Origin of the sequence: Pseudonocardia sp. NPDC049154, from assembly GCF_040648315.1 — a bacterium.
GTDB lineage: Bacteria > Actinomycetota > Actinomycetes > Mycobacteriales > Pseudonocardiaceae > Pseudonocardia.
On record NZ_JBEZDN010000055.1, the window covers coordinates 1 to 25111 of the forward strand.

Here is a 25111-nt window from a genome sequence, read left to right on the forward strand (position 1 = left end):
CGCTCTGGCCGCTGCCGACGGCGAACAGCGTGCCGGAGGCGCAGGAGCCGCCGACGCCACCGCCGTGCGGGGCGCCGGCGCCGGGCTCGCCCTTGCGGTCGCCGACGGGGTCGGTGACTCCGCCGCCGCCGCGCTGGCCGCCCGGGTCGCCGCCGACGTGGCGGTCGCCGCGGCCCCGCGGATCGGGTCGATGCACGCGCTGCTCGCCGCGCGCGACGCGGTGCGGCTGGAGCCGGGCGCGGACGACGCGGTCATGGTGGTCGCGGCCGGGCTGGCCGGCGGCGGCTGGACGGTGTCCTGGGTCGGCGACTGCCGGGCCCTGCTCGTCACCGACCGCGGCACCGAGCTGCTCACCCACGACCACACCGTTGCCCAGTGGCTCCGCGACCGCCGCCAGGCCGGTGAGGACGCCGCGGACATCGTCCCGGCCTGGGAGAACATCGTCATGACGACGGTCGGCAGCGTCGGCCCCGACACCGTCGGCCACGCGCGGGGCCCTGCCGGACCGGGCACGCTCGTACTGGTCAGCGACGGCGTGCACCGCACGCTCGACGAGGAGACGATCGCCTTCCTCGTCCGCCGGGCCGGCGCACCCGCCCGCGCCGCGCGCGAGCTCGTCGACGCCGCGCTCGCCACGGGCAGCCGGGACAACGCGTCGGCGACCGTGGTCCCGCTGCCGGACGAGTGGGCGGCGCGCTAGCTGCGCGCCGGGGTCACCGGCCCGCCGCCTCCGCGAGCCGCGGCACGACCCGCGCCACCGCCCAGTCGAGGCTCGGCGGCGAGGGGAAGGCGATGGCCTGCGCCTCGGTCGGCGACAGCGGGACGTAGCGGCCCCCGGTGACGGCCGGCAGGGCGGCGAAGCCCGGCTGCGCGGTCAGCGTGCCGAGCGCGGCGGCGGAGCCGGTGGCCACCACGAGGTCGGCGTCCGTGCGCCCGATCTCCTCGTACGACAGCTGCGCGCGGCCCGGGATCGACGAGGTGGGCAGGCCGGTCGTCGCCGGGGACAGGGTGAGGCCGAGCTCGGTGAGGAACCGGGCCGAGACGTCGTCGGCGGAGTTCACGGCGTAGACACCGGTGTCCGTCGGCCCGACGAGGAACGAGAAGGTCTTGCCGCTCAGCGCCGCGTTGCCGTCCCGCGCCGCCGCGATCCGGTCCTGGGTGTCCGTGATCAGCTGCTCGCCCTCGTCGACCTTGCCGAGCGCCTTCGCGATGGCCCGGGTGGTGTCCTGCCAGGAGTCGGCGTTGGGCGCCTGCGTGTAGTGCACCACGGGCGCTATCCCGGACAGGGCCGCGTAGTCGGTGTCGAGGTTGTAGTCCTTGGTCGCCAGGATGACGTCCGGCCGCGCGGCCGCGATCGTCTCGATCGGATCGCCCTGGTCCGTGCCGAACAACTCCGGGGCCGGGGCGCCGGCCAGCTTCTCCTGCGCCCACGGCTGGATCCCGGTGTCGGTGCCGAGCCGGACCCGCTGCGCCGCCACCGGCACGACGCCGAGCGCGAGCGCGATGTCCGCACTGGTCCAGTCCGTGGCGACGACCCGGACCGGCTGCGCGGGGATCGTCGCCGCACCGAGCTTCCCGGTCACGGTGACCGGGAAGCCGGCGCCCGCGGGCGCCTCCGGTGGGGCCTCGGCCGGGCGCCCGCAGGCGACCAGGGCGAACAGGCAGGCCAGGCTCACGATCATCCACCGCGTCACGGCGGATGAGGTTAGCCTGTCCTTCGCGTCAGAGCAGGTCCAGGGCCGCGGCGACCACGCTGTCGGCGTCGATCCCGTGGTAGCGGTACACGCTGTCGAGGTCGCCGGACTGCCCGAACCGGGTTACGCCGAGGTGCGTGGCCCGGACCTGGTTGATCCCGGCGAGGAAGGCCAGCGTGTGCGGGTGCCCGTCGAGCAGGGTCACCAGCGGGGTGGCACGACGGGCCGGGAAGGCGGCGTCGAGGACCCAGGTGTCCGCCGTGCCGAACCGGGCACCGTGCCCGGCCCGGGCCTGGACGGCGTCGAACAGGAGCCCCGGACTCGTCACCACGACCACGTCGACGGCCGTGCCCAGCGTCTCCAGGCGCTCGGCCGCGGCCAGCGCCTCGGGCACCATCGCGCCCATCGCCGCGATCGTGACCGCGGGCTGCTCGCTGGTCCGCAGCGGGTAGGCGCCCGCCACGACCTGCCGGCGGCGCCGCTCCCGGGCCGCCGGGTCGGCGGGCACCGCGGCCAGCGACTGGTCGACGGGCCGGGTGGACAGCCGCAGGTAGGCGCTGGTCCCGTCCGGGCGGCCGAGCCGGGCCAGCGATGCCAGCAGGGTCCACTCGACGTCGATCGCGAAGGCCGGCTCGTAGGTGATGCACCCCGGCTGCTCCAGCCCCACCGACGGCGTGGTGATCGACTGGTGCGCCCCGCCCTCCGGCGCGAGCGAGACCCCGGACGGCGTGCCGACCAGGATCGACTGCCCGCCCGCGTAGATCCCGAACGACCACGGCTCGAGCGCCCGCTCGACGAACGGGTCGTAGAGCACCCCGATCGGCAGCAGCGGCTGCCCCCACCGGGACCAGGTCGCGCCGAGCTCGCCGAGCGCGCCGACCAGGTTCCCCTCGGCGATGCCCAGCTCGATGTGCTGCCCGGTGGGCCGCTCCCGCCAGTGCAGGATCGTCTCCGGGTCGTCGTCGAACCAGTCCTTGCGCTCGGCCGGCGACCAGACCCCGACCTTGTTCACCCAGCCGCCGAGGTTGGTCGACGAGCTGACGTCCGGGCACAGCGTGACCACCCGCCGGGCCGCCTCGGGCGCCTCCCGGGTCAGGTCCAGCAGCGCCCGACCCAGCGCGGCCTGCGTGGTCGCCCTGCCCGACGGCGTGCGGCCGATGTCCGTGGGCAGCGCGGGTGCGTCGACCCCCTCGACCGGACCACGGCGCAGCCGCTCGGCGGTCTCGGCGCAGAGCCGGCCCGCGGGGCTGTCCGGCCCGAAGCGCTGCCACGGGGCGTCGAGCGTCATGCCCGAGCGCTCCGCCAGCTCGCCGATCTGCTCCGCCGAGAGCAACGACGAGTGGTTCTGCGGGTGTCCCTCGCTGGCCAGCCCGAAGCCCTTGACCGTGTAGGCGAACACGACGGTCGGGCGGGTGTCGTCGATCTGGGCGAAGGCGTCGCCGACGGCCTGCAGGTCGTGCCCGCCCAGGTTGCGGATCGCGGCGTGCAGCGTGACGTCGTCGAGCGTGCCGACGAGCTGCTCCAGCTCGGGCGAGTCCGGCAGCCGCTCCCGCAGCTGGGCCGGGGTGCAGCGGAGCAGCCGCTGGTACTCCGGGTTGGACATCTCGTCGATCCGACGCCGCAGCGCCTCGCCGCCCGGCCGCTCGAACAGCTCGTGGAGCAGCCGCCCGTACTTGACCGTGAGGACCTGCCAGCCGGCGGCGGCGAACATCCCCTGCAGCCGCGGCGCGCCGATGTTCGGCACCACCCGGTCCAGGCTCTGCCGGTTCAGGTCGACGATCCACACGACCTCGCCCAGCTCGGCGACCATCGGGTCGAGGATCGCCTCCCAGACCGCGCCCTCGTCGAGCTCGGCGTCGCCGACCAGCGAGTACTGCCGCCCGGCGCCGGCCTGCTCGCCCAGGGTCGTGATGTAGCGGCGGGCCAGCGCGCCCCAGATCGGGGCCGTGGCGCCGATGCCCACCGAGCCCGTCGAGTAGTCGACCGGGTCCGGGTCCTTCGACCGCGACGGGTAGCTCTGCAGCCCGCCGAACGCGCGCAGCGTGGTGAGGTAGGACTCGTCGAGCTCGCCGAGCAGGTAGTTGATCGCGTGCAGCACCGGCGAGGCGTGCGGCTTCACCGAGACCCGGTCGCCGGAGCGCAGGTGCTCGAACCACAGCGCCGTCATCAGCGTGGTCATCGACGCCGACGACGCCTGGTGCCCGCCCACCTTCAACCCCGTCGGGTTGGGCCGGACGCGGTTGGCGTGGTCGATGATCGCGGTGGAGAGCCAGCGCACCCGCTGCTCGATCTCCCCCAGTACCGCGAGCCGGTCGGTGCCGGCGGGTCGGGAGTCGGAGACGGCGGTCATCGGTGGGCTCCTCTCGTGCGCCGGGCTCGTGCACGGTGCCCCACGAGCGCACCACCGATACGCTCCCTGCACAAGTCGAGGCCTCGAACGCGTGCATCCTGCACACGACGGCGGCCCGACACCGCGAGGAGGCGAGCACCGTGCACACCGTCAGACCTGCCCCGATCGACGCCATCGACGCCCGCCTGCTGCTCGCCCTCGCCGAGAACCCGCGCGGCACGGCGCTGGCGCTCGCCGAGCGTGCGGGGCTGTCCCGCAACACGGTGCAGGCCCGGCTCACCCGGCTCGAGGAGAGCGGGGTGCTGGGCAGCGTCGAGCGGCGGATCGACCCGGCGGCGCTCGGCTACCCGCTCACGGCCTACGTGACCGTCACGGTGGTGCAGCGCAAGCTCGACCCGGTCGCCGACGCGCTCGCCGCGGTGCCGGAGGTCATCGAGGTCCTCGGCATGACCGGCGAGGGCGACCTGCTGGTGCAGGCCGTCGCGCGCGACGCGGACGACCTCTACCGCATCGCCGGCCTGCTGCTCGCGATCGACGGCGTGGAGCGGACCACCACCGCGCTCGTCATGCGGCGCCTGGTGGACCACCGGCTCACGGCCCTGGTGGAGCGGCTCGCCACCGGGACCCGATGAGCGAGCGGCGCGTCCACTCACCAGGTATGAGCGGGGGTGCCGCTCGTGGGGGCTGGTCCGGGCCGTTCGCTAGCGTCCGATCATGAGCTCCCTGCTGCCGTCCACCGAACGCACCCTGCTCGCCCGCGTCGCCCGGGCGCAGCGCGACGGGCGCTGCCCCTCGCTCGTCGCCGGCGTGGTGCGCGACGGGACCCTGGCCTGGTCCGCGGGCCGCGGCGCCGTCGACGAGCCGCACGCCGACGTCCAGTACCGGCTCGGCTCGATCTCCAAGACCGTCTGCGCGGTCACCGTGCTGCGGCTGCGCGACGAGGGCCTGCTCGACCTCGACGACCCGTTCGAGAAGCACGTCCCCGGCACCCCGCTCGGCGACCGCACGCTGACCCAGTTGCTCTCGCACACCGCCGGCGCGACCGCGGAGAGCCCCGGGCAATGGTGGGAGCGCACACCCGGCGGCACGCTCGACGACCTCGACCTGGGCGAGGAGCACCGCGTCCTCCCCGGCGGGCGCCGGTTCCACTACTCCAACCTCGGCTTCGGGCTGCTGGGCGAGCTGGTCGCCCGCGTGCGCGGGCGTGCGTGGGACGAGGTGGCCCGGGACGAGGTGCTGCTCCCGCTCGGGATGCGCCGCACCACCCCGCGCCCGGACGGGCGCGCGGCCCAGGGCTACGCCGTGCACCCGTGGTCGGACGAGCTGCTGGCCGAGCCCGAGCACCACGCGGGCGTGATGGCCGCGGCCGGGCAGCTGTGGTCCACCGCCGCGGACCTCGGGCGGCTCGGGGCGTTCCTGCTGGGCGACACGGGCGACGTCCTCTCCCCCGCCACCGTGGAGGAGATGACCATCCCGGCCGGCGTCGACTTCTCCGGCCCGACCTGGTCGTCGTACGGGCTGGGGGTGCAGGTGCAGCGGCACGAGGACCGCACCCTGGTCGGGCACGGCGGCTCGATGCCGGGCTTCCTCGCCGGGCTGTGGGCCGACCGCGAGGAGGGCACGGCCGCGCTCGCCCTGGCCAACGTCACCTCCGGGCTCGACGGCGCCCTTCCCGCACGGCTGCTGGCCGACCTCCGCGCGGCCGAGCCGACCGTCGTCGACGCCTGGTCGCCCGCCCCGTCGCCGGTGCCGGTCGCGCTGCTCGGGCCCTGGTACTGGGGCCCGTCGCCGTACGTGCTGCGTGCGGTGCCGGGCGGGCTGCTGCACCTCGGCGGGCTCGGCCGACCGGGCCGCTCCTCCCGGTTCCGGCCGCGCGCCGACGGCACCTGGGGCGGGCTCGACGGCTACTTCGCGGGCGAGACGCTGCGGCTCGACCCGGTCGCGCTGAACCTCGCCACGTTCGTCCTCACGCGCACGCCGTACGACCCGGCCGCGCCCGTGCCGGGCGGTGTGTCTGCTTCGGGATGGTTGACGCCGTGACGTTCGGGTAACGATACGAATTGCCCGTTCGCCCGTTCTCGCAGGGACCGCGGCCGTTTCGTGCTGGTCCGCACGCTGCGCAACGAGCAGCGCCACACGGAACGGGAAGGGACGGGACGGTTGACTCCGCCCGTCCGGGGATCGATGGTGACGGACGCACATGGACCGGACCGACTCAGGAGAGGGGGACCCCGCTCTGTCGGGGACACGTCGTATGACAGTCAAGGAACCCACCACGGGTGGCCCCGCCTCGAGCCCGGGCCCCGAGGGCACCTCGCCCGCCGACACGTCGCCGGTGCCCGCGGGCGGCGGTGCCGCCGATCAGCGCAAGCCGACCGACAAGGTCGTCTTCGGCGTCTCCGCGGCGCTGGTCGTCGCGTTCATCGTCTGGGGCATCGTGGCCACGGACAACCTGTCGAGCGTCGCGAGCGCGGTGCTCGGCGGCATCATGAGCGCGGGCGGCTGGTTCTTCATCCTCACCGCCTCGGGCTTCGTGGTCTTCGCGATCTGGATCGCGCTGAGCCGCTACGGCAAGATCCCGCTCGGCCGGGACGACGAGCGGCCGGAGTTCCGCACCAGCTCCTGGGTCGCGATGATGTTCTCCGCGGGCATGGGCATCGGCCTGATGTTCTACGGCGTGGCCGAGCCGCTGGCCTTCTTCACCTCGCCACCCCCGGGCAGCGGCGCCCTCGCAGGCAGCCCGCAGGCCCTCGACGCGGCGATGGCGACCACGCTCTTCCACTGGACCCTGCACCCCTGGTCGATCTACGCCGTGGTCGGCCTCGCGATCGCCTACGGCACGTTCCGCAAGGGCCGCAGCCAGCTGATCTCCGCCGCGTTCGCCCCGCTGCTGGGCACCCGGCGCACCGAGGGCGGCCTCGGCAAGGCCATCGACATCTTCGCCATCTTCGCGACGTTGTTCGGCTCGGCCGCCTCGCTCGGCCTCGGCGCCCTGCAGATCGGCGGCGGCATCACCGCGCTCGGCTGGATGGACAACCCCGGCACCGGCCTGCTCGTCGGGATCATCGCCGTGCTCACCGTCGCCTTCATCGCGTCGGCGGTCACCGGCGTGGCCAAGGGCATCCAGTACCTGAGCAACATCAACATGGTGCTGGCGGCGATCCTGGCGTTCTTCGTGTTCGTCGTCGGCCCGACCGTGCTGATCCTCAACCTGCTGCCCGGAGCGGTCGGCCACTACCTCGCCGACCTCGCGTCGATGGCCGCCCGCACCGGCGCCGACGGCCCCGAGACCGCCGAGTGGCTGCAGAGCTGGACGGTCTTCTACTGGGCCTGGTGGATCTCCTGGACCCCGTTCGTCGGCATGTTCATCGCCCGGATCAGCCGCGGCCGGTCGATCAAGCAGTTCATCGCCGGCGTCATCCTGATCCCCAGCGTGGTCTCCCTGGTCTGGTTCGCCATCTTCGGCGGCGCGGCGATCTCGCAGCAGCAGGCCGGCAACGACCTCGCCTCGGCGAGCACCGAGGGCCAGCTCTTCGGGCTGCTGCAGTCCTACCCGCTCGGCGCCGTGCTGGCCGTGGTCGCGATGCTGCTGGTGGCGATCTTCTTCGTCTCCGGCGCCGACGCGGCCTCGGTCGTGATGGGCACGATCTCGCAGAAGGGCTCCATCGAGCCCAGCCGCGGCATCGTCATCTTCTGGGGCGCGGTGATGGGCGCCATCGCGGCGATCATGCTGCTGGTCGGCGGCTCCGACGCGCTGTCCGGCATCCAGAACATCACGATCATCATGGCGCTGCCGTTCGTGATCGTCATGGTGCTGCTCTGCGTGTCCCTCTACAAGGACCTGCACGACGACCCGTTGATCCGTCGCGAGGACAAGGCGGGCGAGGCCGTCGAACAGGCCGTCGACTACGGGATGAAGGCCCACGACGGCGACTTCATCCTCAACGTCAAGCCGCTGAGCATGGCCGACGGCGCCAAGGAGGCGCGGAAGCACGGCGGGGGCACCATCCTGCCGGGCGAGCCACAGCCGCCGCGCAAGGCCTGACCCACTCGGACGACGGAGCCCCCGGCCATGTGCCGGGGGCTCCGTCGCGTCCGGACGCCCCTACCCCATCGGCCCCCGCCGGGCGCCGGACCCCCTGTCCCACACGGGCCGGCCGGGCTGAGAAGGTGGATCTCGATGCGTCTCGTGTTCGCCCCCGGTGACGACCAGGGATACGCCGGAGCCCGGGACCGGCTGCTGGAGGCCTTCCTGACGTGGGCCCGCCGGCGCCGGGTCTCGGCGGACGTCTTCCTGGTCGCCGCCGCGCTCGACTACAAGTACGCGCTGGACCGCAGGCTCGGCCGCTGGACCCGGGCCCACGTCGCCGACGCGCTCGGCATGTGGTTCCCGCGGCACGTCACGGTGCTCGACGCCGAGGAGGTCCCCGAGGCCTTCCACGCGCTGATCGACTTCCTGGCCGACGCCGACGGGCTCGACCACCGCTCGGCCTCGCGCGCGGAGCTCCACGCCCAGGTGCGCGACTCCACGCCGGCGCTGCTCGACGGCATCGCCGACGAGCGCAACTACGACCTCGGCAAGTTCTGGGGCGTCCAGCTGCGCCGGCACGGCGTCGATCCCGCCGATCCCCGTGCGGTGCAGCGCTTCCTCGACCGCGCCCGCTCCGGCGAGGTCCACATCGACCGGGCCGCGCTCGCCGAGATCACCCGGCGCGAGGAGGAGACTCCGCGCGACCCGGCACCGGCGCCCGAGCTGCCGCCGGTGCTGCTGCCCAGCGCGGCCGAGATGGTCACCGCCGCGCAGGAGAGCAGCGCGCTCGACCTGCTCCGGAAGCTCACGGTGTGGGTACGGGCGGGGCGCCGGCTCACCCGCGACGGCACGCTCGGCCTGGCCGACGCGCTGTCCCTCGCCGACCTGCTCGGCCTCGACCAGCTCTACCGGGACAGCGCCCGCAGCAGCACGGACCTGCCCGAGACCTCGATGCTGCTGCACTGGGCCAAGGCCGCCCGCCTGGTCCGCCCGCTGCAGGGCCGGCTGGTCCCGGTGAAGAGCGCGGCGAAGGACCTGCACCGGCCGATCGAGCTGTGGCGGCGGGTGTTCTCGGCCGTCGGGCGGATCGGCGACCACCTCGGCGGCACGGACGTGTTCGGGGCGCCGTCGCTGTTCGGCATGTCCCTGGCCGACGCCTTCCCGATCCTCTGGCTCGAGCTCTACGCCGCGGGCGGCGGGCCGGTCCCGGTCGAGCTGTTCCACCGGCTGGTGCGCGAGGCCGTCAACGAGGAGTGCGGCTGCGTGGTCGACGACCTCGCCGGCGACGCCGAGGGACGGCTCTGGCGACGGGACGTCACCGCCCTGCTCGACGCGCTGGAGCTGCTGGGCGCGGTCGAGCTCGGCGAGCTGCTCGACGCCGAGGAGCTCGACGGGCTGGTCGAGCTCGCGGGCCGGGACGACCCGGACCCCACGATCGTCTCGCTCACCCCGATGGGGCTGTGGGCGGTGCACGAGACCCTGATCGACCAGGGCCTGCACGCGCCGCTGCCCGGCGAGCTGGCCGACGAGGACCTCGAGTACGTGTGCGTGCGGATGTCCGAGGTGCGCAGCGCGGTCGCCGAGGCCGAGCTCGACGCCTGGGTCGCCGCCCGCACCCCCGCCGAGGCGGCGCGGGAGATCGGCCGCTTCCTCGCCCGCACGGACGACCCGGTGCACCGCGACCTGGCCCTGCACGCGCTGGCGCGCACCGGGCCGTCCGGCCTGGCGGAGGCCAAGCGGCTGCGGGGCGGGCCGGACGGGGACCGCTACGACGACCGTCCCGACGAGCTGTCGGACGAGCTGCAACCCTCCTGACCCCCGCGAGTCGGGACTTCCAGCACCGCGAGTCGGGACTTCCGGCACCGCGAGTCGGGAGCTATGCGGGGACCGGGAGGTGGCGGCGGGAGTGCCTCAGGATCACCGCGGTCCCACCCAGCGCGACCAGCACCAGGCAACCGAGCAGGACCGGGTAGCTCGCCACCCCGCTGAGCACGGCGAGGATCGACGGCAACAGGAACCCGACGTAGGCCAGCGCGTAGTAGACGCCGGTGAGGGCGGCCAGCTCGTCCGGGCGGGCCAGGCGCTGCAGCTCCAGCAGCCCGGAGACCAGGGCGATCCCGTACGCGGCGCCGAGCACGATCGCCGCGACCAGCGCGACCACCGGCGACCGGACGACCGCGGCGACCGCGCTCACCGCCAGCCCCGCGGACATCACGATCATCGAGACCACGACGCCGCGCGCACTCGTCGTCCGGTCGAGGCGCTTGGCCAGCGGCTGGACCAGCGCACCGGCGCCGAGCGTGCAGACGGTGAGCAACGTCGAGTAGGCCAGCCCCCACGTCCCCAACCGGTCCCCCACCAGCTGCGGCATGATCGCGTAGGCCACACCGGCCGAGCCGAAGATCCACGGCGCCATCGGGGTGATCACCCGCCGGAACCGCGGGTGCCGGGTGCCGGCGAACCGCCCGGTGGTGCGCGCAGCCCGAGCGACGCGCGTCTCGGGCAGCCGGACGATCGCGAGGAGCGCGCCCGCGGCGAGGACCGCGTGCACGACGTACGGCAGCTCCATCGGGAACGGTGCCCCCAAGGAGATCAAGGTCTGCGCGAGCACCCCCGCGATGCCCGCGCCGAGCCCGAAACCGAGGGTCAGCCAGAGCGCGCCGCGCCGGGTGCCGGTGGCGCGTTCGGCGCCGCCGCGCACGGACAGCTCGGTCACCCACGTCGAGCCGACGGCCATCGCCACGGCCACGCCGACGCCCGTCACGAACCGGCCCGCCGCGATCCAGCCGACGCTCCCGAACGCCAGGAACACGCTCGCGACCAGCGAGGCCGCGGTGCCGGCGAGCATCACCGGCTTGCGGCCGTACCGCTCGGACAGCGCCCCGACCGTCAGGAGCCCGGGCACGAGCCCCACGACGTACGCGCCCAGCAGGGCGTCGACGGTCAGGATCGAGAGCCCGGACTCGCGGTACATGACCAGCAGCGGGGTGAACTGGTTGCCGCCCCAGCCGCACGCGAAGACGGCGGCCGCGGCGGCGCGCCAGAGGTTCTGCTCCCTCAGGGCTGGATTCACCGCCGGTGCGTCCCGTCCAGGTGGGCGCGCAGCGCGACGGCGAACGCCGCCTCGTCCCGCGCCTCGACGACCCCGATCAGCTCCTCGTGCTCGCGCAGCACCCTCGGGAGCTCCTCCGGCACGGGACCCAGCGCGTGCACGCTCATCCGGCGCTGGCGATCGGCGAGGGAGGCGTAGAACCGCATGGTCAGCGCGTTGCGCCCGGCCGCGACGAGCGTGCGGTGGAAGGCCTCGTCGGCCTCGGCGAAGGCGGGCAGATCGCCGCGCTCGGCGTGCCCGCGCTGCACCTCCAGCGCCGCGCGCAGCTCGGCGACGGCCGCCGGGACCTGCTCGGGGCGGCGCAGCAACCGGCGGACGGCGGCGGTCTCGACGGCCTCGCGGGCGTCGAGCACGTCCTCGGCCTCCCCCGGCGGCACGGGCACGACGACCGCGCCTCGTTTCGGGATCAGCGTGAGCAGGTCCTCGGCCTGCAGGCGGAGGAACGCCTCCCGCACCGGGGTGCGGCTCACGCCGAGCCGCGCCGCGATGTCGCCCTCGCTGAACAGGTGCCCGCCGGGCAGCTCGCCGGTGAGCACCAGTTCCTTGGTCAGCGCGTAGGCGCGGTCGGCCGCGGGCGCGGGGTCGGAGACGTCGGGAGCCGAGGACATGCCCCGGACCCTAGCAAGTCAGATGCAAGCTTGTATCTATGCCTGCATCCCAGAGCTCAGGTCAGCGGGGCGTCGTCGCCGTAGCGCACCGCGGGGGCCTGGCCCGTCAGCTCGTCGCAGAGGTCGGAAAGGCGCGAGTCCAGGCGCTGCTGCACGCGCTCGAGCGAGTCGAGCTCGGTCATGATCTCCAGCGTCGGGCGGGGCCCGTCGATGCCGGACAACGCACGACGCAGCTCGCCGCGGAGCTCGACGATCCGCTCGCGGCACTCCTCGACGGCACTGCGATGGGCGGCGAGGCGGGCCCGCTGGCCGGCGTCGAGCGAATCGGGCACGGAGTCGAGACGCTCCTGCAGGCGGTACGGGTTCACGGGCGGTCCTCCCCGGTGGTGGACGGGTGGTGACGATCACTCTGTGATCGCCGACACACGCGACCGTAGCCCACGTCGGACCGGTCCGGAAGGCGGAGCGCGAACCCGACCCGGTACGGGGAGGAAAGGCGTCCGGATCAGGCGGAGCGACGGTCCCGCTGGTGCGGGATCGTGGCCAGCGCCGCCGCGGCACGCGCGTCGAGCGGGCTGTCGGTGGCCAGCTCCGGGGCGTCGACGGCAGTGCGCCGGCGCTCGCGCACCAGGTCGGTGGTGAGGTGGTAGTGCCCGTGCCGCGAGCGCTTGCAGACGTAGGCCCGCTGCGCCCGGGCACCCAGCTCCTCCAGCTCGCGGGCGGCCGCCTCGGCGGACTCGCGGTCCGGGTAGATGACCTTGCCGTCCGCACCGACGCCCTGGCGGCGCGGCGCCGTGCCGGCGAGCTCCGCGCGGCTCGGCTTGCAGAAGATCGGGCGGCCGGTGCTCATCAACCGCGCGTAGCGCAGCAGGATCCGGGCGCGGTCCAGGTCGCGGACCCGACCCCGCGGCTCCATCGGCTCGCGCTCCCCGGCCTCCGGGGACACCCGCGGGTGCGGAGTGAGGCGGCGGACCCGCGCGAGGTCCGAGGGCGACGGAGCCTGGTGCGGGACGAACGGCCGCACGCCCTCGGACCCGCCGGTGGCGCCGGGGGTGCCGTGCTCCTGCTCGCCGCTCATCTCGTCCTCCAACTGTCCGTCGCCAGTGGAACGCTCGTCGCTTCCTGGATCGTGGGAGCCATCCTGCCCCGTTACCCGTCGACCGCGGTGTCCCACGATCGTGTCGAATCCGAGGTTCGATCACCGTGAGTAGCACGTCGCTCGCCGGCATGACGACTCTGCGTACCCGGATCGGTGCACAGCGCTGCAGCCGGACCGCCGCTGCTTCTATGCTCCTGCCACTCGGAGGAGGTGCCATGGCGGCGGGGACGGGCGAGTGGACAGGACTGTTCGGCCGGTCTTCGCTTGCGCCGACCGTCTTCGAGGTCGCCCCCGGCGCCCGGCCGCGGGTCCGCGAGTGGCTCGCTGCCCAGGAGGTCGCGACGGCGTGGACGCGGGACCCCCACGCCCCCGCGGTCGAGGCCTGGGCCGTGGCCGACGGCGGCGTCGTGGCCGTCGCACGGTGGACGCCCACGGGGGCTCCCCCGGCCGGCGAGGCGCTCCCGAGCGGGCTCTACGTCGTCGGGTTCGGTGCGTTCCGGCTGCTCACCGTGGCTCTCGGGGTGCCCCGGCCGGTCCGCCCGGTGCCCGGGGAACCGCTCGTCGACCTCGACGCGCTCTGCCTGGCCCACCAGGCCGTCTCCCCCACCTGCCCCGACGCCGTCGAGCAGGCCGAGCTGCTCGCGACGTGCGTCGACCGGCAGACCTTGCGGCTGGTCGCCGGCGCCCTCGACGCCGCCTCGACCCCGGTCCGCCCCGTCGTCGTCGCGCCCGCGGGACGACGCCCCTCCCCGTTCCCGCGCGACCGGCCACCCGCCACGGGCACACTCGCGGGGTGACCCGCTGGGTGCTGCACGTCGACCTGGACCAGTTCCTGGCCGCCGTCGAGCAGCTGCGGCACCCCGAGCTGGCCGGGCGCCCGGTGATCGTCGGCGGCAACGGCGACCCGGCCGCGCGGACCGTGGTGGCGACCGCGTCGTACGAGGCGCGGGAGTTCGGCGTGCACTCCGGCATGCCGATGCGGCTGGCCGCGCGGAAGTGCCCCGACGCCGTCTTCCTCCCCGCCGACAACCCGGCGTACGAGGCGGCGTCGGAGGAGGTCATGGGGGTGCTGCGGGAGTTCCCGGTGGTCGTCGAGGTGATCGGCTGGGACGAGGCCTTCCTGCAGTGGGACGGCGACGACCCGGAGACCCTCGCCCGCGGGATCCAGGCCGAGGTCCGCGCCCGCACCCGGCTGTCCTGTGCGGTCGGCATCGGCGACAACACGTTGCGCGCCAAGATGGCCACCGGCTTCGCCAAGCCCGGCGGCGTCCATCGGATCACCGCCCACAACTGGTTCGCCACGCTCGGCGACCGGCCCACCGAGGCCCTGCACGGCATCGGCACGAAGACCGCCCGCAAGCTCGCCGAGCTGGGCATCCACACCGTCACCCAGCTCGCCGAGGCCTCGCCCACAGCCGTCGGCGAGCGGCTCGGGCCGCGCATGGGCCCGTACTACGTCTCGCTGGGCCGGGGCATGGGCCGCACCGAGATGGAGGCCTCGCCGTACGTCCCGCGCTCGCGCAGCCGCGAGACGACCTTCCCGGCCAACCTCGAGGACTGGGCGGCCGTGCTCGCCGAGATCTCCGCCCTGTCCGCGCGGGTGGCCGACGACGTCGCCGCCGAGGGCCGCGACGTCGCCCGGGTCGGGGTCAAGGTGCGCTACGCCCCCTTCCTCACCCGGACCCGCAGCCTCACCCTCCCCGCCCCCACCCGCGACCCCGCGGTCCTCGGGGCCGCCGCCCTCGAGGTCGCCGGCTGGTTCCGGCGGGACCGGGCGGTCCGGCTGCTCGGGGTGCGGGCGGAGTTCGTGGAGTGAGCGGGTAACGCCGGCCGGGCGGCGGCGACCCCTCCCGGGCGGACGACCGCTTGGCGCACGGTTCCCCGAAATCGTCGGTGCCCGGTGGGACGCTCCGCTGCGCACCGGCATCCGCTGCTCCGGAGGAGATCGCCATGCCCTTCACCGACACCCCGTGGCCCGACGGCGCGCCTTGCTGGGCGGACATCGCGGTACCCGACCTCCCCGCGGCGCTCGGTTTCTACGGCGCCGTGATCGGCTGGTCGTTCGTCGACACGGGCGAGGACTACGGCCACTTCGCCATCTGCCAGACCGAGGGCCGGGCCGCCGCGGGCATCGGGCCGGTCATGCAGGAGGGCCAGCCCAGCTTCTGGACCCTCTACCTGGCGACGGACGATGTCGACGCCACCACCAAGCTCGTCACGGACGGCGGCGGGTCGGTGCTCGCCGGTCCGATGGACATCCCGGACACGGGCCGGATGGCGGTGTGCGCCGACGCGACCGGCGGCGTGTTCGGGCTGTGGCAGGCGGCCGGTCAGGTCGGGATCGAGGTGTTCAACCAGCCGGGCTCGCTGGTGTGGGAGGACGCGCGGCTCACGGACGTCGCGCGCGGCCGCGAGTTCTACTCCGGGCTGTTCCCGTACCGGTTCGCCGAGGTCCCGGGCCTGCCGCTCGAGGAGTACGGCACCTTCGGCCTGGGCGACGAGCCGCTCGGCGGGATGGGCGGAACCATGGGGGCGCCCGAGGGCACGCCCAGTCACTGGCTCGTCTACTTCGGCGTCGAGTCGGTCGACGCCTCCGTCGCCGCCGCCACCGAGCGCGGCGGGACGGTGATGATGGCCGTGCAGGACACGCCGTTCGGGCGGATGGCGGTGCTCACCGACCCCTTCGGCGCCCCTTTCGCGGTGCACCAGGAGATCCTGGACACCGACGAGGGCTGAGCGGAGCGGCAGAAGGAGACTTGAGAGCTGAGGGCTGAGGGGCGGGCACACCCGCTCCTGCCCAGTGGCACACCCTGCACTTGCTTTGCTTGTGTCAAGCAAACTACTGTGCCCGGTAACTCCCGGGAAAGCAGGTGGCGCCCTCGTGTCGGAAACCGTCCGCGGCAGGGCACCCGAGGAGCTCCCGATCGCGGACGGGCCGGATCTAACCCCACTCCCCCGTCGGCGCGCGGTGTTCACGGTCGTCGGGGTGGCCCTGCTGATGTTCTCCCTGGACCAGACCTCGGTGGCCACGGCGCTGACGACGCTCGAGCGGGACCTGGGCGCCACGCTGGCGTGGGTGAGCTGGACGGTCACGATCTACGCGGTCGGTCAGATCCTCGCCCTGCCGCTGGGCGGGCGGCTCGGCGAGCAGTTCGGCCGGCGCCGGGTGTTCCTGTGGGCGGTCGCGACCTTCACGGCGGTGTCGTGCGCCTGCGCCGCGACCACGGACATCGGCCAGCTGATCGCGTGCCGGTTCGTGCAGGGCCTGGCGGGCGGGCTGATGCTGCCCGCGGCCAACGGCATCGTCGCGCACGCCTTCGGCCGGGACCGCGACCGCGCGCTGGCGCTGTTCACCAGCGTGTTCCCGATCGGGGCGATCCTCGGGCCGCTCGTCGGCGGCGTGATCCTCACCGTCTGGTCGTGGCGCGGCATCTTCCTGGTCAACCTGCCGATCGGCGGCCTGCTCGTGGTCGCCGGGGCGCTCCTCATCCGGGATCCCCCGCGCACCCGTGTCGAGCGCGTCGACGTCGCCGGCATCGCGCTGCTGACCGTCGCGCTGCTCGCCACGATGGTCGCGATCACCCGGGTCGGCTCGATCGGCGACGGCGTCGCGGGCCCCGTCGGCGTCGTCGTGGCCGGGGTCGTGGCTCTCGCGGCGGGCTGGTCCTTCCTGCGGCATGCCCGCCGCCACGCCGACGCCGTCGTGCCGGCGCGACTGCTCAGCGGCGGCGGACTCGGGATCATGAACGCCACGAACGTCCTGTTCGGGGCGGCGATCATCGGCTTCTCCGCGCTCCTGCCGCTCTACGCGCAGGTCCGCTACGCCCTGCTCCCGCTGGCCGCCGGCGTCCTGCTGACCGCCCGGGCGATCGGCACTATCGCCTCGTCGGGGGTGTCCGTCGCCCTGCTGCGCCGAGTGGGGCACCGGCCGTTGCTGCTGGTCGGGCTGGGCGGGATCGTGGCCGGCCTGGTCCTGGGCGCGCTGCCGCCCGCAGGGGTCTCGCCCACGGTCTGGCTGACCGCCGCCGCGGCCGTGACCGGGCTCGGGATGGGCCTCGCGGGCCCGGCCGCCAACAACGCCGGGATGCACCTGGTGCGCGACGACGTCACGGCCGTCTCGGGGCTGCGGATCATGTTCCGCCAGATCGGCGGGATCGCGGCGGTCTCGGTGACGACGGCGGCGGTCACCGCCTCGGACGACCCCGGCCTCGCGGCCGCGATCTGCTTCGTCGTGCTGGCCGGCCTGCTGACCGCGGCGGCGGTCGCGGCCGCACGGCTGCCCAACCACCGCGGGCGATGGTGAGCGCGGGCGGCCCGCCCGACCATCACGGTGACCGCCGCCGCGACCACACCGGGTCGCCCGGCCCGACGTCCACTAAGGTGATCGCTCGTCACCTATCGTGGAGGTCGCGATGGCCCGCGTGTCCGACCTGGGCGGCGCCCCCGGTCACGGTCCCGTCCCGGCGCCCGACCCGGCGGAGCCGGTCTTCGGCGAGCGCTGGCAGGGCCGCGCCTTCGCCCTGACGGCGTTCACCATCGGCCGGATCTCCGGCCGCAACCTGGAGGCCTTCCGGGACACCCTGGACCGGCTCACCCCGGCCGAGTACCACGACTCCGGCTACTACGGCCGCTGGCTGCACGCCGCCGAGGCGATGCTCGTGGCGTCCGCGATCCTGGCCCCCGGCGCGATCGACGCGCGGGCCAGGCGGCTGGCCGGCGAGACCGTCGAGGAGCCTCCAGCCCCTGCCGGGACCACGAAGCCCGACTACGCCGCGACCGCCCCGGGCTCGGTGCGCGAGGTCGAGGCCGCACCGGCCTTCGCGGTCGGCGACCGCGTCCGGGTCCGGGACGGCGCCCGCGTGCCCGGGTACGCCCGCGGCCGCGTCGGGACCGTCGCGCGGGTCCAGCCCGCGCACGTCCTGCCCGACACCCACGCGGTGTTCGCGGGCGAGAACCCGCAGCACGTCTACACCGTCCGGTTCTCCGCCCGCGAGCTGTGGGACGACGGGGACGAGTTCGTCGTGACCGTCGAGCTGTTCGAGACCTACCTGGAGCACGCGTGACCGACCCGACCTCCCCCGCCCTCCGCGCCGAGGCCCTGGAGCAGCTGCTCACCGAGCGCGGCCTGGTGCCGACCGACGCGATCGACGGGTTCGTGGCCAGGTACGAGTCCGACGTCGGGCCGCTCAACGGGGCCAGGGTCGTCGCGCGGGCATGGGTCGACCCGGGGTACAAGGCGCGCCTGCTGGCCGACGCCACCCCGGCGATCAAGGAGGTGGCCTGGGGCGGCGGGGCGAACGGCGAGCACATCGTGGTCGTCGAGAACACCCCCGAGCTGCACCACGTCGTCGTCTGCACGCTGTGCTCCTGCTACCCCTGGCCGGTCCTCGGGCTGCCGCCCTCCTGGTACAAGGACCCGGCCTACCGCGCCCGGGTGGTGCGCGAGCCGCGGACCGTGCTGGCCGAGATGGGCCTGGAGCTGCCGCCGGAGGTCGCGATCGAGGTCCACGACTCCAGCGCCGAGGTGCGCTGGCTGGTCCTGCCCGAGCGCCCCGCCGGCACCGAGGACCTCACCGAGGAGGAGCTCGCGGCCCTGGTCACCCGGGACGCGATGGTCGGCGTCGCGAAGGTCGACTCGCCGTGACCGCCCCACTCGCCGTCGACGGTCCCGCCGCTCCCCCGCGCGCGAACGGCGAGCTGCTGTTCACCGCCCCCTGGGAGTCGCGGGCCTTCGGGATGGCGGTGGCGCTGTACGAGGCCGGCGCCTTCGCCTGGCCGGACTTCCAGCAGGCGTTGATCGTGCGGATCGCGGCCTGGGAGGCGGCGCCGGAGGGCGGGTGGAGCTACTACGCGCACTGGCTCGGCGCGCTCGAGGACGTCCTCTCCCTGTCCGACGACGTCGGCGCGCGGGCCGCCACCCTGGCCGGCCGCGTACCGGGGCACGACCACGGGCACGACCACGGGCACGGCCACGGGCACGGCCACGGCCACTGACCCGCGGAACCTAGGATCGCGGTCGTGGACACCTGGACGGCCGCGCAGTGCGCGGAGGCGTGGGGCGTGCGGCCCGGGACCTGGGCGAGCTACGTCTCCCGCGGCCAGGCGCCCGCCCCGCTGCCCGGGGACGGCCCCCGCCGCTGGTCCGCCGACGAGGTCCGCGCCTTCCCGCGCCCCGGCGCCGGCCGCTCCCGCGCGGGCGCGGGGGACGAGGCGCAGGCCCTGCTCGCCGAGATGAGCGGCGTCGCCGCGCGGATGGAGGAGCTGCGCGCCGAGCAGCGGCGGCTGCTGCTCGAGGGCCGCGAGCGCGGCCTGGAGATCAGCCCCATGGCGAAGGCCCTCGGGATCTCGCGGCAGACCGCGTACACCTGGCTGGGATGAGCACGACCACGGAACCGCCCGGCGGCCGCGGCGCGCTCCGCCTGCTGCAGGCCGCGGTCGCGACCAGCAGCCTCGACCGGTTCGCCATCTCCCCGCTGCTGCTGGCGATCGGCACCGAGCTGGGTGCGTCGCTGGCCCAGTCCGCGGCGGTCGCGTCGGCGTACTTCCTGGCCTACGGCCTGCTGCAGCCGCTGTGGGGCATGCTCGGCGACCGGATCGGTCTGGTCCGGGTCATGCGGATCGCGCTCGTGATCGCCGGGATCGCCGGCGTCGCCTCGGCGTTCGCACCGTCGGTGCTGGTCCTGGCCCTGCTGCGGACGATCACGGGCGGCTGCTTCGGCGCGGTCAACCCGGCGGGGCTGGTCTACGTCGGCGACACCTGGCCCATGTCGGTCCGGCAGCGGGCGCTGGTCGACCTGGCCGCGGCGACGTCGTTCGGCGTCGCCGTCGCGACGGCCGGCGCCGGGGCCCTCGGGGACTGGGCCGGCTGGCGCGTGGTGCTGGCGGTCACCGCGACGGTCGCGCTGACGCTCGGCGTCGTGCTGCGGCGGCTGCCCGAGCCGCCGCGCAAGGTGCCCTCGGGTCCGCTGCACGCGCTGCGCACGGTGCTGCGCGAGCGCTGGGCCGTCGTCGTGCTGGTCCTGGTGTTCGGCGAGGGTGCCCTGGTGATCGGCGTGCTCACCTACGTCGCGCCGGCGATCGAGTCCCTCGGCTTCTCGCCCACGGTCTCCGGCATCGCGGCGGCGGGCTACGGCGTGGGCGTCGTGCTGTTCTCGCGCTCCGTACGCCCGCTCGTCGGCCGCTTGTCGACGACGGCGCTCGCCACCGTCGGCGGCGTCCTGCTGGTCGCCGGATGGGGCGTTCCCGCGGCCGCGGTCACCCTGCCGACGGCGGTCGTGGGCGGCCTGCTGCTCGGCGGCGCCTGGGCCTTCCTCCACTCGACCCTGCAGAACTGGGCCACGTCGGTGGTGCCGCAGGAGCGCGCGACCACGATCGCGCTGTTCGCCGCGACCCTGTTCCTCGGCAGCGCGGCCGGCACCGCCGTGGCCGGGCCCGCGGCCGACGCGGGCGCCTTCTCCGCGATCTTCCGCGTCACCCTGGTGGCCTCGGCGGTCCTGGCCGTGGCCGCACCGCTGCTGATCGCGCGCTACGCCCGCCGACCCGGAGCGAACGGCACCGTCGTTCAGTAGGAGTGAGCGAGGGTGCCGTTCGTGCAGGAACTCACCCGGTCGGCTGCGGTTCCTTCACGACGGCGAGGTCGAGACGGTCGTCCTTGACCCCCACGCGCACCCGCGCGCCCTCGTCGATCTCCTCGGCGAGGAGCAGCCCGGCGAGCCGGTTCTCCAGCTCGCGGCGGATGGTGCGGCGCAGCGGCCGGGCGCCGAACTCCGGCTGGTAGCCGTGCTCGGAGAGCCAGCGCACCGCCTCAGCGTCGACGTCGAGCGCGATGTGCCGCTCGGACAGCCGCTCCTCCACCTCGTGCAGCAGGTGCCCGGTGATCTCCTCGAGCTGCTCGGGCTCGAGCCGGCGGAAGACGATGGTCTCGTCGATCCGGTTGAGGAACTCCGGCCGGAAGACCTCGCGCAGCCGCGGCATCAGCCGCTCCCGCAGCACCGCGTCCTCCGGCGAGTCCGAGCTCCGCTCGGCCGTGGAGCCGAAGCCCAGGGTCGCCCCGCGGCTGGTGATCAGCTCCGACCCGACGTTCGACGTCATGATGATCACCGTGTTGCGGAAGTCGACTGTGCGGCCCTGGCCGTCGGTGAGCCGGCCGTCGTCGAGGACCTGCAGCAGCGTGTTGAAGACGTCCGGGTGGGCCTTCTCGATCTCGTCGAGCAGCAGCACCGAGTAGGGGCGGCGGCGGACGGCCTCGGTGAGCTCGCCCGACTCGCCGTAGCCGACGTAGCCGGGGGGCGCGCCGACCATCCGCGCGACCGTGTGGCGCTCGCCGTACTCGCTCATGTCGAGGCGGACCATCCGGTCCTCCTCGCCGAACAGCGCGACGGCCAGCGCCTTGGCCAGCTCGGTCTTGCCGACGCCGGTCGGGCCGAGGAACAGGAAGCTGCCGACGGGCCGATCGGGGTCGCCCAGCCCGGTGCGCGAGCGGCGGATCGCCTCGGCGACCGCCTGCACGGCCTCGTCCTGCCCGACGACGCGCTGGTGCAGCTCCTCCTCCAGGCGCAGCAGCCGCGTGCGCTCGGACTCGGTGAGCTGCGCGATCGGGATGCCGGTGGAGCGGGAGACGACCTCGGCGATGTCCTCGACACCGACCTCGGGCACCCCACCCGGGCCGCTACCCCGGCTGGCCGCGATCTGGCCCCGCACCTCGGCGATCTCGTCGCGGAGCTCGACGGCGCGTTCGAACTGCTCGTCGGCCACGGCCTGGTCCTTGTCCCGGGTCAGCTGCTCCAGGCGGTGCTCCAGGTCGCGACGGTCGACGCTCGGCGTCCGGGTGCGCAGCCGCACGCGGGCCCCGGCCTGGTCGACCAGGTCGATCGCCTTGTCCGGCAGGAACCGGTCGGTGATGTAGCGGCAGGAGAGCTCCGCCGCGCCCCTCAGCGCCTCCTCGGTGTAGCGGACCTGGTGGTGGGCCTCGTACCGGTCACGCAGGCCGCAGAGGATGGCGTAGGTGTCCTCGACGGACGGCTCTGGCACGTACACGGCCTGGAACCGGCGGGCCAGCGCGGCGTCGGACTCGATGTAGCGGCGGTACTCGTCGAGTGTGGTGGCGCCGATGACGTGCAGCTCACCGCGGGCGAGCGCGGGCTTGAGCAGGTTTCCCGCGTCCATGGAGCCGCCGCCGTCGCCCCCGCCGCCGGTTCCCGCGCCGACCATGGTGTGGAGCTCGTCGATGAAGACGACGAGTTCCTTCGAGTTGGCACGGATCTCCTCGATGACCGACCGCATCCGCTCCTCGAAGTCGCCGCGGTAGCGCGTGCCGGCGACGACCCCGGACAGGTCGAGCTGCACGACGCGCCGCCCCTGCAGGGTGTCGGGGACCTCGCCGTCGGCGATCCGTTGCGCGATGCCCTCGACCACGGCGGTCTTGCCGACGCCGGCCTCGCCGATCAGCACGGGGTTGTTCTTCGTGCGCCGCGAGAGGACCTCGATGGTCTGCTCGATCTCGTCCGCCCGGCCGATGACCGGGTCGAGCCGGCCGTTGCGGGCGGCCTCCGTGAGGTCCTGGCCGTACTGGTCCAGCGTCGGGGTCGACGAGTTGGCGGGCGCGTCGGGCGCCGGCGTGCCGGGCCGGGCCTGCGCGGCCTGGTTCGGCGCGAACCGGGCCTCGGCCAGCAGCCGCCCGGCCGCGGACTCCTCGTTCGCGGCCAACGCGAGCAGCAGGTGCTCGGGCCCGATGTAGGTGGACCCGAACGACCGGGAGATCTGGTGCCCGTCGAGCAGCGCGCGCTTCGCGGCCGGGGTGAGCGCCGGTGCACGACCGGTCTGCTCGCCGCGGGGCAGCCCCTCCTCCAGCGCGCGGGCGACGGTGTCGGGGTCGGCGCCCGCCCGCGCGAGCCACTTGCGGGTCGGCTCGAAGCGGGTGCTGGCGAGCAGCAGGTGCGTGGCGTCGAGATCGGCGTCGCCGCGGTCGATCGCCTCCTGGGCGGCGGCGGCCATGATCTCCTTCGCGCCCTGGCTCATGAGGCGCGTCAGGTCGATCCGGTGCACCGGGCCCCGCGGATCGCCGGGACCCATGTTCGGGAAGCCTGATCCGGGCCCGAAGAAGCCGGTCACGGGGAGTCTCCTCTCGACGGGTGTCCGACGGGGAGGTGTTCCCGTCGGGCACCCGGCGAAACCGTCCCGGTGGCCCGCGCCACGCCGCTCGGGAGACACGAACGGCGCCCTCGCTCATGATGTGAACGAGAGCGCCCTCGTTCACGCTGGTCAGCGCCCGATCAGCGCCGGATCAGCGCCGGATCAGCGCCGGATCAGCGCCGGATCAGCGCCGGCTCAGCGGCCCTTCCACACCGGCGCACGCTTCTCGGCGAACGCCGTGGCGCCCTCCTTCGCGTCCTCCGAGGAGAACACCGGGCGGATGATCGGCTCCTGCTTCGCCCACATGTCGGCTAGCGTCCAGTCCACGGTCTGCCGCGCGACCTCCTTGGTCGCGGCCACGGCGAGCGGGCCGTTCGCGGCGATCGTCTCGCCGAGCGCCACCGCCCCGTCGAGCGCGCCACCCTCGTCCGTCACCCGGTTGACCAGCCCCACGGCGGCGGCCCGCTCCGCGGAGATCGGCTCGCCGGTGAGCAGCAGCTCCAGCGCGATCGCCTGCGGCAGCCGCCGCGACAGGTGCAGGGCCGCCCCGCCGGCGGCGACCAGCGAGCGCTTCACCTCGGGCACCCCGAACCGCGCGGTCTTCGCGGCGACCACGAGATCGCACGCCAGCAGCAGCTCGAACCCGCCGGCCAGCGCCCACCCCTCGACGGCACCGATCAGCGGCTTGCGCGGCGGGGCCTGGGTGATCCCGCACAGCCCCCGGCCCTCGATCGAGGGGCTCTCCCCGCGCAGGAACGCCTTGAGGTCCATCCCCGCCGAGAACACGCCACCGGCGCCGGTGAGCACGCCGACCCGCAGCTCGTCCGACGCGTCGAGCTCGTCGACGGCCGCCGCGATCCCCTGCGCCACCCCGAGGTTCAGCGCGTTCTTCGCCTCCGGCCGGTTGATCGTGATGACCTGCACCGCACCGCGGCGCTCGACGAGGACCTCGTCCGACACGTTTCCTCCCACTGCGTTCTCGCCTGCGCCCGAACTGAACGAACGCTCTACCAGAACACCCTAGAGCGCACCCTGGCCCGCGGACACCCCCGCCGGCGGACCGGTGGACCCTCGCACCTCCAGCGTCGGCGCGACCAGCCGCACCTCGCGCCCGCGTCCGGGGTCGGCCATCCGCGTCAGCAGCATCCGGGCGGCCTGCGTGCCGATGCGCTCACCCGCACCGTCGACGCTGGTCAGCCACACGGCGGGGAGCCGGGCTAGCCCTGAGTTGTCGAAGCCGACGAGCGAGACGTCCCCGGGCACGCGCAACCCCAGCCGGATCGCCGCCGAGGACACGCCCATGGCGACCATGTCGTTGTAGGCGAAGACGGCGGTGGGTCGGTCCGGCCCCCGCAGCAGCTCGAACGCGGCACGGCGGGCGCTCTCCTCGCTCACGTCGCTCGCCGTGACCCGGACCTCGGCACCCAGCCCTGCGGCCCGCATCGCCTCCTCGTACCCCTGGGTCCGGTCCCGCCCCGCGCTACCGGGCGGCCCGGCGAGGTGGGCGATGCGGCGGTGTCCCAGGCCGGCGAGGTGCCCGACGGCGAGGGCGGCGCCGGCGCGGTCGTCGTACGCCACGACGTCGACGGTCGGCAGGTCGCCGTCGTCGTCCAGGTCCCGCCCGCCGACGGCCACGGTCGGGATCCGGCGGGCCACGTCGACCAGCGCGGCCGAGGGCGGACCGGAGCCGGCGACGATCAGCCCGTCGACGCCGAGCTCCAGGAACGACCAGGTCAGCGTGTCGTCCATCATCCGGTCGAGCCGGCCGTCGCCGAGCAGCATGTGCTTGCCCTCGGCGTGCAGCACGGGCCCGACCCCGTCGAGGACGTCGGCGAACCACGGCTGGTGCAGGTCGTTGAGCAGCACGCCGACGCTGTGCGAGCGGCGCTCGGCCAGCCGCCGGGCCGCGGCGTTGGGGCGGTACCCGAGCTCGGCGATCGCGGCGAGCACCGCCGCGCGGCGGGCCGGGCTCACCTTCGGCGAGTCCCGCAGCACGAGCGAGACCAGCGACTTCGACACGCCCGCCCGCGCGGCGACCGTCTCCAGGGTCGGCCGGCCGGTCTCGCGGATTCCCACACGTGCCTCCC

At 74.6% G+C, this 25111-nt stretch carries 23 protein-coding genes; 14 read left to right on the top strand and 9 right to left on the bottom strand.

Annotated features, from left to right (window positions below):
* Positions 1 to 700, top strand: a 700-nt coding sequence (locus AB0B41_RS23970; RefSeq protein ID WP_358206923.1) for a serine/threonine protein phosphatase, incomplete at its 5' end; no start/stop codon positions are given.
* Between the two features lie 13 nt (positions 701 to 713).
* Here AB0B41_RS23970 and AB0B41_RS23975 read toward each other — a convergent pair.
* Both AB0B41_RS23975 and AB0B41_RS23980 read right to left on the bottom strand, forming a co-directional pair.
* Complete coding sequence (locus AB0B41_RS23975) at positions 714 to 1694, bottom strand: iron-siderophore ABC transporter substrate-binding protein (RefSeq protein WP_358206925.1); 981 nt, start codon at positions 1692 to 1694, stop codon at positions 714 to 716.
* A gap of 28 nt (positions 1695 to 1722) precedes the next feature.
* The gene (locus AB0B41_RS23980; protein ID WP_358206928.1) at positions 1723 to 4044 is read right to left on the bottom strand and encodes a pyruvate dehydrogenase; all 2322 of its coding nucleotides are present in this window, start codon (positions 4042 to 4044) and stop codon (positions 1723 to 1725) included.
* A 140-nt stretch (positions 4045 to 4184) separates the two neighbouring features.
* Here AB0B41_RS23980 and AB0B41_RS23985 point away from each other — a divergent pair, with 140 nt between their 5' ends.
* The 4 genes from AB0B41_RS23985 to AB0B41_RS24000 all read left to right on the top strand — a co-directional run bounded on the left by AB0B41_RS23985 (position 4185) and on the right by AB0B41_RS24000 (position 9889).
* Positions 4185 to 4676, top strand: a complete 492-nt coding sequence (locus AB0B41_RS23985) for an Lrp/AsnC family transcriptional regulator (RefSeq protein WP_358206930.1) — start codon at positions 4185 to 4187, stop codon at positions 4674 to 4676.
* Between the two features lie 82 nt (positions 4677 to 4758).
* Positions 4759 to 6084, top strand: coding sequence for a serine hydrolase domain-containing protein (locus tag AB0B41_RS23990; RefSeq protein ID WP_358206932.1), 1326 nt, complete (start codon positions 4759 to 4761; stop codon positions 6082 to 6084).
* Positions 6085 to 6298: 214 nt separating this feature from the next.
* Positions 6299 to 8089, top strand: coding sequence for a BCCT family transporter (locus AB0B41_RS23995; protein ID WP_358206934.1), 1791 nt, complete (start codon positions 6299 to 6301; stop codon positions 8087 to 8089).
* A gap of 135 nt (positions 8090 to 8224) precedes the next feature.
* Complete coding sequence (locus tag AB0B41_RS24000) at positions 8225 to 9889, top strand: hypothetical protein (RefSeq protein WP_358206935.1); 1665 nt, start codon at positions 8225 to 8227, stop codon at positions 9887 to 9889.
* A 61-nt stretch (positions 9890 to 9950) separates the two neighbouring features.
* Here AB0B41_RS24000 and AB0B41_RS24005 read toward each other — a convergent pair whose 3' ends face one another.
* The 4 genes from AB0B41_RS24005 to AB0B41_RS24020 form a co-directional block, all read right to left on the bottom strand.
* Positions 9951 to 11147 (bottom strand): MFS transporter, encoded by a 1197-nt coding sequence (locus tag AB0B41_RS24005; protein WP_358206937.1) that lies wholly within the window; start codon positions 11145 to 11147, stop codon positions 9951 to 9953.
* A complete protein-coding gene (locus AB0B41_RS24010) occupies positions 11144 to 11794 on the bottom strand; it encodes a GntR family transcriptional regulator (RefSeq protein ID WP_358206940.1) in 651 nt (216 codons plus the stop codon). The genes AB0B41_RS24005 and AB0B41_RS24010 overlap by 4 nt, the downstream gene beginning before the upstream one ends.
* 56 nt (positions 11795 to 11850) lie before the next feature.
* Positions 11851 to 12162 (bottom strand): hypothetical protein, encoded by a 312-nt coding sequence (locus AB0B41_RS24015; RefSeq protein ID WP_358206942.1) that lies wholly within the window; start codon positions 12160 to 12162, stop codon positions 11851 to 11853.
* 137 nt (positions 12163 to 12299) lie between these two features.
* Positions 12300 to 12872 carry a hypothetical protein gene (locus tag AB0B41_RS24020; RefSeq protein WP_358206944.1) on the bottom strand — a complete coding sequence of 191 codons (573 nt, stop codon included), beginning with the start codon at positions 12870 to 12872 and terminating at the stop codon, positions 12300 to 12302.
* Positions 12873 to 13108: 236 nt separating this feature from the next.
* Here AB0B41_RS24020 and AB0B41_RS24025 point away from each other — a divergent pair, with 236 nt between their 5' ends.
* From AB0B41_RS24025 to AB0B41_RS24065, 9 genes are all read left to right on the top strand, one after another.
* Positions 13109 to 13690 (top strand): hypothetical protein, encoded by a 582-nt coding sequence (locus tag AB0B41_RS24025; RefSeq protein ID WP_358206946.1) that lies wholly within the window; start codon positions 13109 to 13111, stop codon positions 13688 to 13690.
* Complete coding sequence (locus AB0B41_RS24030) at positions 13687 to 14709, top strand: DNA polymerase IV (protein WP_358206948.1); 1023 nt, start codon at positions 13687 to 13689, stop codon at positions 14707 to 14709. Before AB0B41_RS24025 ends, AB0B41_RS24030 begins: the two co-directional genes overlap by 4 nt.
* Positions 14710 to 14843: 134 nt before the next feature.
* On the top strand, positions 14844 to 15629 hold the full coding sequence (locus AB0B41_RS24035; RefSeq protein WP_358206951.1) for a VOC family protein: 786 nt from the start codon (positions 14844 to 14846) through the stop codon (positions 15627 to 15629).
* Positions 15630 to 15774: 145 nt separating this feature from the next.
* A complete protein-coding gene (locus AB0B41_RS24040; protein WP_358206953.1) occupies positions 15775 to 17196 on the top strand; it encodes an MFS transporter in 1422 nt (473 codons plus the stop codon).
* 109 nt (positions 17197 to 17305) lie between these two features.
* Positions 17306 to 17956: an SH3-like domain-containing protein gene (locus AB0B41_RS24045; RefSeq protein WP_358206955.1), complete on the top strand. Its 651-nt coding sequence runs from the start codon at positions 17306 to 17308 to the stop codon at positions 17954 to 17956.
* A complete protein-coding gene (gene nthA / locus AB0B41_RS24050; protein WP_358206957.1) occupies positions 17953 to 18537 on the top strand; it encodes a nitrile hydratase subunit alpha in 585 nt (194 codons plus the stop codon). The genes AB0B41_RS24045 and nthA overlap by 4 nt, the downstream gene beginning before the upstream one ends.
* The gene (locus AB0B41_RS24055) at positions 18534 to 18887 is read left to right on the top strand and encodes a nitrile hydratase accessory protein (protein ID WP_358206959.1); all 354 of its coding nucleotides are present in this window, start codon (positions 18534 to 18536) and stop codon (positions 18885 to 18887) included. The genes nthA and AB0B41_RS24055 overlap by 4 nt, the downstream gene beginning before the upstream one ends.
* 24 nt (positions 18888 to 18911) lie before the next feature.
* The gene (locus AB0B41_RS24060) at positions 18912 to 19271 is read left to right on the top strand and encodes a hypothetical protein (protein WP_358206961.1); all 360 of its coding nucleotides are present in this window, start codon (positions 18912 to 18914) and stop codon (positions 19269 to 19271) included.
* Positions 19268 to 20461, top strand: coding sequence for an MFS transporter (locus tag AB0B41_RS24065; RefSeq protein WP_358206963.1), 1194 nt, complete (start codon positions 19268 to 19270; stop codon positions 20459 to 20461). Before AB0B41_RS24060 ends, AB0B41_RS24065 begins: the two co-directional genes overlap by 4 nt.
* A gap of 31 nt (positions 20462 to 20492) precedes the next feature.
* Here the strand turns inward: AB0B41_RS24065 and AB0B41_RS24070 are convergent, their stop codons facing one another.
* The 3 genes from AB0B41_RS24070 to AB0B41_RS24080 all read right to left on the bottom strand — a co-directional run bounded on the left by AB0B41_RS24070 (position 20493) and on the right by AB0B41_RS24080 (position 25100).
* Entirely contained in the window at positions 20493 to 22964 is a 2472-nt protein-coding gene (locus tag AB0B41_RS24070) for an ATP-dependent Clp protease ATP-binding subunit (protein WP_358207015.1), read from the bottom strand.
* Positions 22965 to 23219: 255 nt separating this feature from the next.
* Positions 23220 to 23984, bottom strand: a complete 765-nt coding sequence (locus AB0B41_RS24075; protein WP_358206965.1) for a crotonase/enoyl-CoA hydratase family protein — start codon at positions 23982 to 23984, stop codon at positions 23220 to 23222.
* A gap of 60 nt (positions 23985 to 24044) precedes the next feature.
* Complete coding sequence (locus AB0B41_RS24080) at positions 24045 to 25100, bottom strand: LacI family DNA-binding transcriptional regulator (RefSeq protein ID WP_358206967.1); 1056 nt, start codon at positions 25098 to 25100, stop codon at positions 24045 to 24047.
* Between the last annotated feature and the right edge of the window lie 11 nt (positions 25101 to 25111).

Bases quoted from the DNA above. Each gene is read 5' to 3' on its own strand.
- AB0B41_RS23980 (WP_358206928.1), bottom strand. From the start codon at position 4,044: ATGACCGCCGTCTCCGACTCCCGACCCGCCGGCACCGACCGGCTCGCG.
- AB0B41_RS23990 (WP_358206932.1), top strand. From the start codon at position 4,759: ATGAGCTCCCTGCTGCCGTCCACCGAACGCACCCTGCTCGCCCGCGTC.
- AB0B41_RS23995 (WP_358206934.1), top strand. From the start codon at position 6,299: ATGACAGTCAAGGAACCCACCACGGGTGGCCCCGCCTCGAGCCCGGGC.
- AB0B41_RS24000 (WP_358206935.1), top strand. From the start codon at position 8,225: ATGCGTCTCGTGTTCGCCCCCGGTGACGACCAGGGATACGCCGGAGCC.
- AB0B41_RS24010 (WP_358206940.1), bottom strand. From the start codon at position 11,794: ATGTCCTCGGCTCCCGACGTCTCCGACCCCGCGCCCGCGGCCGACCGC.
- AB0B41_RS24020 (WP_358206944.1), bottom strand. From the start codon at position 12,872: ATGAGCGGCGAGCAGGAGCACGGCACCCCCGGCGCCACCGGCGGGTCC.
- AB0B41_RS24025 (WP_358206946.1), top strand. From the start codon at position 13,109: ATGGCGGCGGGGACGGGCGAGTGGACAGGACTGTTCGGCCGGTCTTCG.
- AB0B41_RS24035 (WP_358206951.1), top strand. From the start codon at position 14,844: ATGCCCTTCACCGACACCCCGTGGCCCGACGGCGCGCCTTGCTGGGCG.
- AB0B41_RS24045 (WP_358206955.1), top strand. From the start codon at position 17,306: ATGGCCCGCGTGTCCGACCTGGGCGGCGCCCCCGGTCACGGTCCCGTC.
- AB0B41_RS24065 (WP_358206963.1), top strand. From the start codon at position 19,268: ATGAGCACGACCACGGAACCGCCCGGCGGCCGCGGCGCGCTCCGCCTG.
- AB0B41_RS24070 (WP_358207015.1), bottom strand. From the start codon at position 22,964: ATGGGTCCCGGCGATCCGCGGGGCCCGGTGCACCGGATCGACCTGACG.